This window comes from Komagataeibacter rhaeticus, from assembly GCF_003207855.1.
Classification (GTDB): domain Bacteria; phylum Pseudomonadota; class Alphaproteobacteria; order Acetobacterales; family Acetobacteraceae; genus Komagataeibacter; species Komagataeibacter rhaeticus.
Genome location: NZ_NKTZ01000042.1, coordinates 1 through 7,545 on the forward strand (window position 1 = coordinate 1; position 7,545 = coordinate 7,545).

10 protein-coding genes and 1 pseudogene are annotated in these 7,545 nt (G+C 66.7%); 2 read left to right on the top strand and 9 right to left on the bottom strand.

The genetic code is table 11. The features are described from left to right. The 3 genes from CFR78_RS16745 to CFR78_RS15555 form a co-directional block, all read right to left on the bottom strand. Window positions 1-1,251 (bottom strand): glycine-rich domain-containing protein (locus tag CFR78_RS16745; protein WP_456305888.1); only part of this gene is annotated, 1,251 nt, incomplete at its 3' end. Further along, window positions 1,251-1,877: a hypothetical protein gene (locus CFR78_RS15550; protein WP_034928018.1), complete on the bottom strand. Its 627-nt coding sequence runs from the start codon at window positions 1,875-1,877 to the stop codon at window positions 1,251-1,253. The genes CFR78_RS15550 and CFR78_RS16745, both read right to left, overlap by 1 nt. Next, window positions 1,870-2,994 (bottom strand): baseplate J/gp47 family protein, encoded by a 1,125-nt coding sequence (locus CFR78_RS15555; RefSeq protein ID WP_034928015.1) that lies wholly within the window; start codon window positions 2,992-2,994, stop codon window positions 1,870-1,872. The genes CFR78_RS15550 and CFR78_RS15555 overlap by 8 nt, the downstream gene beginning before the upstream one ends. A gap of 99 nt (window positions 2,995-3,093) precedes the next feature. Between CFR78_RS15555 and CFR78_RS15560 the strand changes: the two genes are divergently transcribed. Continuing rightward, complete coding sequence (locus CFR78_RS15560) at window positions 3,094-3,681, top strand: GNAT family N-acetyltransferase (RefSeq protein ID WP_034928013.1); 588 nt, start codon at window positions 3,094-3,096, stop codon at window positions 3,679-3,681. 6 nt (window positions 3,682-3,687) lie between these two features. On the opposite strand, the gene CFR78_RS15565 is transcribed toward CFR78_RS15560, so the two are convergent. The 6 genes from CFR78_RS15565 to CFR78_RS15585 are packed head-to-tail and all read right to left on the bottom strand — an operon-like array spanning window position 3,688 to window position 6,650. Continuing rightward, a complete protein-coding gene (locus CFR78_RS15565) occupies window positions 3,688-4,050 on the bottom strand; it encodes a hypothetical protein (protein WP_034928011.1) in 363 nt (120 codons plus the stop codon). After that, on the bottom strand, window positions 4,047-4,226 hold the full coding sequence (locus tag CFR78_RS16135) for a hypothetical protein (protein WP_146221313.1): 180 nt from the start codon (window positions 4,224-4,226) through the stop codon (window positions 4,047-4,049). The genes CFR78_RS15565 and CFR78_RS16135 overlap by 4 nt, the downstream gene beginning before the upstream one ends. Continuing rightward, entirely contained in the window at window positions 4,223-4,903 is a 681-nt protein-coding gene (locus tag CFR78_RS15570) for a phage baseplate assembly protein V (protein WP_034928008.1), read from the bottom strand. Before CFR78_RS15570 ends, CFR78_RS16135 begins: the two co-directional genes overlap by 4 nt. Continuing rightward, window positions 4,896-6,056, bottom strand: coding sequence for a phage late control D family protein (locus CFR78_RS15575; protein WP_034928005.1), 1,161 nt, complete (start codon window positions 6,054-6,056; stop codon window positions 4,896-4,898). Before CFR78_RS15575 ends, CFR78_RS15570 begins: the two co-directional genes overlap by 8 nt. Next, window positions 6,053-6,262 carry a hypothetical protein gene (locus CFR78_RS15580; protein ID WP_007398474.1) on the bottom strand — a complete coding sequence of 70 codons (210 nt, stop codon included), beginning with the start codon at window positions 6,260-6,262 and terminating at the stop codon, window positions 6,053-6,055. The genes CFR78_RS15575 and CFR78_RS15580 overlap by 4 nt, the downstream gene beginning before the upstream one ends. Window positions 6,263-6,278: 16 nt before the next feature. Further along, window positions 6,279-6,650, bottom strand: a complete 372-nt coding sequence (locus CFR78_RS15585) for a hypothetical protein (protein ID WP_258366201.1) — start codon at window positions 6,648-6,650, stop codon at window positions 6,279-6,281. A 145-nt stretch (window positions 6,651-6,795) separates the two neighbouring features. Between CFR78_RS15585 and CFR78_RS15590 the strand changes: the two are divergent. Then, window positions 6,796-7,545 (top strand): annotated as a pseudogene (locus CFR78_RS15590) (IS3 family transposase); the annotation flags it as partial.

A 7,545-nucleotide genomic window follows, 5' to 3' on the forward strand; every position in this document is an offset into this window, starting at 1 on the left:
ATTGCCTGGTAACGCCCCTTCTCCCCCGCCGCCTCCGGCACCGATGGTGATGCCCAGCGTGTCGCCACCCGCCACCGGATAGATCGCCTTTATGTAGCCGCCAGATGCCCCGCCTCCGCCGGATACGGTTTCCGCCGTGCTGGAACCCTGGCAGCCTCCACCACCTCCTCCGGCCCCCACGGCTTCGATTTCCACGCTGGTTGCCCATGCGGGGGCGGTAATATTGTCGGAGGCAAGGACATAGCCCCATGCGGTGGTCAACTCGCCTATCGTGGCCTGCACCGCCTCAACATCGGAATAGTTGGCCAGTACCTTCCACACCGCCTCCACCGGGTCATAGGCGCGGACCCGATAGTCCGATGTGTTCACCCCCAGTAGCGTGACCGGGTTTGTCGCACTGTCGGACTGCTGGAGGACGCAGCCGTTGATCCGGGTGGAAAGGGCCGCGTCCGCGCTGGCGCGTGCGGTCTGTTCGGCCGTGACATCCGCATAGTTGGCAAGCGCCCCGATATCGGTCGCGTCAATCTGGTAGCGCAGGCGGCCTGTGGAAGTGCCGCTTATGATTTCCCACCCAAGATAGACCTTGTTACTACCCTGATCCGCACCACCGCCCTGCTGGACGGGCGTGAAGCCAAGGCTGTCCTGCTTGCCCGCCTGCAATTGCGGGATGGTGTCATAAAACGGCGCGCCCTCGGCCTGCGTGATCATGCCCGCCGTGATGGATGTGGCCCCGGCGGGCACGGTTATGGTCCATAGCGCATACGCACCCGTGGGCACCGATGTGCCAATGCCAGGTTGCGCCACATCCTGCCGCACCGTGGGCGCGGTGTTGCCGCTGTTATCGGCGCCTGCATAGGTCACGGACGGGTCGGCGGCGTTGTAGAACGGCAGCACGGTGTCCGCCCCGTCCACCGTGGCGGGCGTGACATAAACCGTATAGGTGGCCCCCGCCCCCGGCACCGCAAGGGTTACGGGGTCGCGGCTGCCATACTGGCGCACAAGCGCACTGGCTACGGCGGCCAGCGTGCCATAGGCGGTGCCATCCACCACGCCGGGGGCCAGCAGCGAACCGGGGGCAAGGACCACGGCAAGCCCCGCACCCGGCGCGCAGGCGAAGCCGCTGGCGGAAACCGTGGTCCAGCCATAGGCCATGGCCGCAAGCTGGCCCAGCCCCACATAGGCATTGCGCTGGGCATTGAGCTGGTCACTATCCAGCGGGATCTGTGCCGGGTAGACGATCTGTCTGTCCATCAGTCGAGGTTCTCCACGTCCTGCACCCACGCAATGGTGCCTGCGGGCAGCACATTGGCGATGCGGTCCAGTGTCTGTGTTGCGGGCGGGCTGGTGTCACCAGTGGGCAACTGTGCAAAAAGCTGGAAGGGTGCCGCGCGTGAGCCGTAGCGCAGGGCGGCCACGCCATAGCCGTAGCCACCGCCAATGGCCGGTGCCGCAAGGCTGCCCAGTCCCTTGCAGTCGGTGGCATTGCGCGGTTCGATCACGCGCCCTGCACTGCCCACTTCATCGGCAATGGTGTTGACCACGTCGGGCCGGGTGCCGAGCGAGGGAAACAGGGCTTCCTCAATGCGGGTGCGGAAGGCGTCATCACTTTCGCCGGTGTTGCGCGTCAGCAGGGTTCCGAAGAAATCGGCGGCGAACATGTCCAGGAACGCCCCGGTCATGGTGGCCAGCCGGGTCTGGTCCGCCGTTCCCGCCAGCATGGCCCATATCCATGCGAACACGCGGCCATAACCCTGCAACAGGGCGTTCAGCACCGGGGCCTGTTCCGCTTCTCCTGTCGCTGGTGGAGATGGAAACCACCCGGTCGGCAGCAGCCTGCGGATGCGCAGGGCAAAGCCGTTCTGTGTGACGTCAGCCAAAGCTCACCGCCCCGGCCCGATACGCCGTGCCGGTTGTTGCGGGCAGGTCCACCGTGCCACCGGCCAGTGTCACGCCGGTTACATTGGTGACGGATGTGCTGGCGGCATAGGCAATCTGGATCAGCCGCGAATAACTGGCCGAAGCCCCGATGGCCAGACCGTTCAGATAGGCCGCGATATTGGTGCTGATCGTGCTTTCCACCGTAGCAAGGTCGCCTGTGCCGCCCACGGTGACCGTCATGGCAACGGCTGGCCGCACCACCGTGGGCCGCACGACCTGAATGGACACGGCCGCCGGGCGCACGGCGTCCACCGCCGTATAGACTTCATCAATCACACTGTCGGACACATCGCCCGACCCGTCATCGACAAACACCACCACATTGCCGGGAAGCGTTGCGCCGGACGTGTCCACGTTCTCCACCACCTGATAGACCAGGTCGGCGGACACATCGGTCACCGCGTTTTCAATGGCGGCAATCGTGGCCTTTGACCGGCTGTTGATATAGGCCACGAACCGCGTGCGCAGGGCGGCATCCGTCTCGCCATCGCTGCCATTGGTCAGGGCAGCGGTGTTGGTGACCGTATCGATGCCCGCAACCGCCGTGCCCAGCAGGCAGATGGCGCCCGCCGCGACGTTGCCCGTGCTGCCCGTGGTCCCGCACTGGACAGGAAGCGTGATGGATGCCGTGCCCGCCGGGCGGACATAGGCGCCATCGGCTGCCGACCACGCCGCGTTCGTGCTGTCCCCCACCACGTCATAGACCATGTTCGATGCGGTCTTGACCGTGGTGCCCACCGCAATGGTGGCCGACTGGCTGGATGGCGTGAACGACGTAAAGGTCACGGTGCCGGTTGCCGCCGTCCCCGCCTCCCGCGTCAGGCCGAAATCCTGCACGAAACTGTCCACGTCCGAACCGATGGAGGTGGCAAGCCGCGTGCGCGAGAGGATCTGGAGCGCGATGAACTGGAACCACAGCCCCAGCCCCGCCACCGCTTCGAGCATGGCGCGGCCGGGGGAGCCGACATTGAGGTCAAGCAGCGACGGGCACGCGCCCTGTGCGCTCGCGACCATGTTGCCCAGCGTGGTCTTGAAGGATTGGAAGGTGATGGCCACCCGGACTCTCCATCATGTTTGTGGAACATCTCTTGTATTTTGCGCCAATGCGCCCGAGGATCGGGCCGATTGTCGCCACGCCCGACCGGACCCCGCCTTATGCCTGCCACGCCCTTTCCCGCCCTGTTCACGCCCCGCCTGCGGCTGGAACCGCTGGCGCTGGCCGATGCCCCGGCCATTCAGGTACTGTTTCCGCAATGGGAGATCGTGCGCTTCCTGGCCCCGCGCGTCCCGTGGCCCTATGGCCCGGATGACGCCGAAAAATTCATACGCGACGTGGCCCTGCCCGCCATGGCGCGGGGGGTGGCGTGGCACTGGTCCATCCGCCCCCGCAGCGGGCCGGACGCGCTGATGGGCGTGATTTCACTGATGGATGATCCATCGGCTGCCGCCCCGCGTGAAAACCGTGGCTTCTGGCTGGCCCCGCAATGGCAGCGCCAGGGACTGATGACCGAGGCGGTGGAAGCGGTGAACGATTACTGGTTCCTGACACTGGGCCGCCCGGTCATCCGCACGGAAAAGGCGGTGGACAACGCGGGCTCCGTCGCCATTTCCCGCAGGATGGGCATGCGCCTGACCGGCACGCACCGGCGGGACTTCCTGTGCGGGCGGGACATACCGGCGCAGAAATGGGAAATGACGCGGGCGGAATGGCTGGCATGGAAGGCCCGCAACCGCCCCGCATAGGGTGGTTCAGGCTGTCAGCGCCAGTTCCTGTACCGCGCCACTCCGGGCATCGGTATAGGATATGGCCAGCAGGCAGGCGCCGGTTTTCGGGCTGGTCACGCTGACCGTTATGGCCCGGGTCTGGTCCACCCCGGCATCGGCCTGCATCTGTTCCAGCACAAGGGCGCGGATGGCGCCCTCATCCATCACGCCGCCCACGCGCGCGGGCAGCCCGGCGCCATAACCGGGCTGCCATATATAGGCCCCCGTGCCGGTGCACAACCGGCGCAGCAGTGCCTGCCGCGTCTGCTCCGCCCCCGTGACCACCGCCACGCCGCCGGTGGCCGACAGGTCAAGGTCACCGCCCATGGTGTGGGACAGCGCGCTCATGGCCGTACCCTCGCGCTGGTGCCGCGATACTGCCCGCCCGGACGGACCGCCAGGACCATCAGGCCGATGGCCGCGCCACTTTCCACCTCATGCCGCGTGCTGTCGGGCCGGGCGCGCATGGCCTGACGGGGCGCGGGCCGTGGCCGGCGCGGCGGGGTTGGCATCGGGCGGTTCATTGTGGTTCTCCCGTCGTGCCGCCGCCGGGCTGCACGCCGCCATGGGTGTGGCCCCTGCCGGAAATGCCGGCGGCCAGAACGTCCGTCCCGCCGGTTACGCTGCCCTGTGCCGTCATGTCCCTGTCAGTCGTGATCGCGCCGCCAGTCACGGCCAGTCCGTTCGCGTCCAGCGTCATGGATACACCGCCGACCTTCCACGCGCGGGAACCACTGGTCAGGGTCTCGGTGGTGTTTCCGGCCCCGCTGTAGATCGTGTCCCTGGTGATGTGCCACCACGGCGCGCTTCCGGCCGGCTGGCCCGCCGCCGCGCCAGCATTCGCAGGGGGCGCGCCGCAGCCGGCCATGACCAGCATCTCCCCCGGCTGGGCCGGCCTGCCGGTAGCGGGAGAGAGGGGCGGCATGACCACGGTGTCATATACCGGGCAGGCGCACACCGCGTGTTCCCCATCGCCTTCCAGCCGCACCAGCAGCACATGCGCGCCAATATCGGGCGGGCAGGCAATGCGCAGGCTGCCAACCTGCATGGCAGCATGGGGCAGCCAGCCGCTTTCCACCCCGGCGGGCTGGGCCGTGACCTTTACGGCATGGTTGACCGGGTCCACCGCGCTGACCAGCCCGAAGCCGGGCTGGGCCTGCGCGTTGGCCATGTTGGCGGCAAGCATGCGGGTGTCAGCCATTGCTGTCCTCCTGTGTGCTGGTGTCGCGGCGGCGCAGCGTGACCTGCTGGGAAAAGCCGCCCTGCCATGAAAAACTGCTGGTCACGCTGTCCACATCCAGCGTGCCGTCCCATGTCGTGCCGGTGCCGCTGACCTGCATGAACTGGCGCGGGGCCAATGTCGCGCAACCGGGCATGGTGCCGGTTATGGTGCGGGCATGCGCCACGATCTGGCTGTATTTCTGCCTTGCATACTGCTCAAGCCCGTCAAGCCGCGCGCCGGGCAGGCTGAAGCTGTGCACGCTGCCACCGGATGTGGCGGGGGCCGTGGCCGACCCGCCCGCGGCGGACCAGTAATACGCCACCTTCGTGCGCTGGCGGCTGTCCCAGCTCATCACATGCACCACCACGCCCCGGTCAATCTGGTAATCGCGGGTCAGGCGCAGGCCGCTGGCCCCCATGCTGATGGGGGAAAGCGGCCCGGTATCGGCATAGTCCAGCACATGCGTGTTGGCGGTACCGGCGGTGGGGGGTGGCGCGCAGATGATGGTGGTGCCACTGGCATACAGGTCGCATCCCGCCTGGATGGCAAGGGCGCTGACCAGGTCGAACGCCGTCTGGAACCGCCCGTGGCTGGTAGCCGCCGTGCGCTTGTGCTCCACCTGCCAGAACTGGCCCACCATGGCGGTGTCCATCGTGACATCGGGGGTCAGCCCCGCCGCCGTGATCACGGCGCGCGCCAGGTCCGCGCCGGTCATGTTCATCCATCCGTCCAGCACGCGCATGTCCAGCAGCCGTGCCAGATAGTCGCGGCACTGGATGTGGACGGATGTTTCCGCCGGGCTCCATTCCACATGGTCCACAATGCCCTGGAACAGCGTGGTCCACTGGCTGCCATCCCGTGCCGCATCCCGCATCTGGAGCTGGATGTCGGTATCGGGCAGCACGGAGCCGGCCGCCGGTGCGGGCACGTCAAACCACAGGCCGGACGCCGCCTGCGCGCGATCCACCGCCAGCGTCATTTCCAGCGTGTCGGCGCGGCTGTAGCGGGTGCGGGTCAGCGTGAAGGCTTCCAGTCCCGTTTCCGTCCGCTCCGTGCCATTCACCAGCAGCCGCGCACGCGGCGCGCGCCATGTGGCGGCCTGCGTGGCGGCGCGGGTCATGTCCGTGCTCATGCCGCCACCCCCGGCACGCCGCTGCCCAGTGTCGCATCGGCTGGCGGCAACACCAGCGGCACGGGTGCCGCAAGACCCGACAGGTCGGGATCGTCCAGACCGTTAAGCCGGGCAATGCGCCACCACTGGGTCGCATCGCCCAGCCAGCGCGCCGCGACATGATAGAGCGACCCGTCCGCCGCCGTGACCCTGATTGTGGTTGCCATGCTTCCTCCCTTCCTGTCAGGCCGTGACCAGCGGGCCGTCCTGGGTCGCCCCGGTGGCCGTAAGCGTGTTGGCATAGGCCCGGTTGACCAGCGCGCCGGACATGACCGATGCGCCGTGCAGTTCCGCATTCTGCGTCAGGGTGGACAGTCCCGCCGCACCGGTCAGGCCCGTGCCCTCCAGATTGGCCCCGGTCGCACTGATGGCCGATGTCAGCCCCGCCCCCGATGCCTCCAGCCCCGAAAGCAGGCTGGTCGCCCCCTGCGGCGTGGACGCCAGGTTGACCCCGGCGCCGGACAGGCCGCCAACGGTGCCCAGACTGTCCTGCACGGTGGCGAATACCCCGCCCGCCCCCACCATGTCGGCAACGGGCGTGACCTGTCCCACCACGGTGGAAAGCTGGCCCGCGACATTGCCCGCGATGGTGGAAACATCGCCAAGCGCGTCCGTGATGCCCGACAGGGCGGAAAGAGGTGGTCCCCATTTTTCGGACAGGGCGATAAGCTATCATCTGGCCTGAACGAGGACGGGTTTTATGGGCAAGGTTACGCGGAAACGGTATGCGGCAGAGTTCAAGTCACGGGTTGCGCTGGAGGCGATCCGTGGGGAACTGACGCTGGCGGAACTGGCTTCGAAACATGGCGTGCATCAGACGATGATCGCCCAATGGAAGCGCCAGGCGATCGAAGGCATGGCAAGCCTTTTTTCTGGTAAGTCAGTAACGGAACCTTCAGTCAGCCCTGCTGATGTAGAGAAACTGCACGCCAAGATCGGCCAGTTGCTGGTGGAACGGGATTTTTTGCGGGATGCCTCTGCTCGGTTGGGCGTGATCAGAGGCGGCAGATGATTGACCCGAAGAGAGCATGCCTGCCGATAATCCGGCAATGCACGCTGCTGCAACTCAACCGGTCGGGCGTCTACTATCGGCCTGTGCCACAGAGCGAAGCCAATCTGGAGCTGATGCGGCTGATCGACGCCCAGTTCCTGGAAACGCCGTATTATGGCTCACGGCAGATGACATGGCATCTGCGCCGCCAGGGACATGAAGTGGGCCGCAAGCGGGTCCGGCGGCTCATGGCGATCATGGGCCTGCGGGCGATCTACCAGAAGCCGCGCACGACCGTGCCCCATCCGGAGCATCGGAAATATCCATATCTGCTACGGGATCTGGTCATCAATCGGCCTGACCAGGTCTGGTGTTCCGATATCACATATATTCCCATGAAACGGGGATTTCTCTATCTCGTGGCGATCATGGACTGGTTCACGCGCAAGGTCCTGTCCT

Excerpts from the sequence above, each read along its gene's own strand:
- CFR78_RS15565 (WP_034928011.1), bottom strand. The coding sequence starts at position 4,050 with ATGAGCGCGCTGTCCCACACCATGGGCGGTGACCTTGACCTGTCGGCC.
- CFR78_RS15560 (WP_034928013.1), top strand. The coding sequence starts at position 3,094 with ATGCCTGCCACGCCCTTTCCCGCCCTGTTCACGCCCCGCCTGCGGCTG.
- CFR78_RS15575 (WP_034928005.1), bottom strand. The coding sequence starts at position 6,056 with ATGAGCACGGACATGACCCGCGCCGCCACGCAGGCCGCCACATGGCGC.
- CFR78_RS15580 (WP_007398474.1), bottom strand. The coding sequence starts at position 6,262 with ATGGCAACCACAATCAGGGTCACGGCGGCGGACGGGTCGCTCTATCAT.
- CFR78_RS15570 (WP_034928008.1), bottom strand. The coding sequence starts at position 4,903 with ATGGCTGACACCCGCATGCTTGCCGCCAACATGGCCAACGCGCAGGCC.
- CFR78_RS16135 (WP_146221313.1), bottom strand. The coding sequence starts at position 4,226 with ATGAACCGCCCGATGCCAACCCCGCCGCGCCGGCCACGGCCCGCGCCC.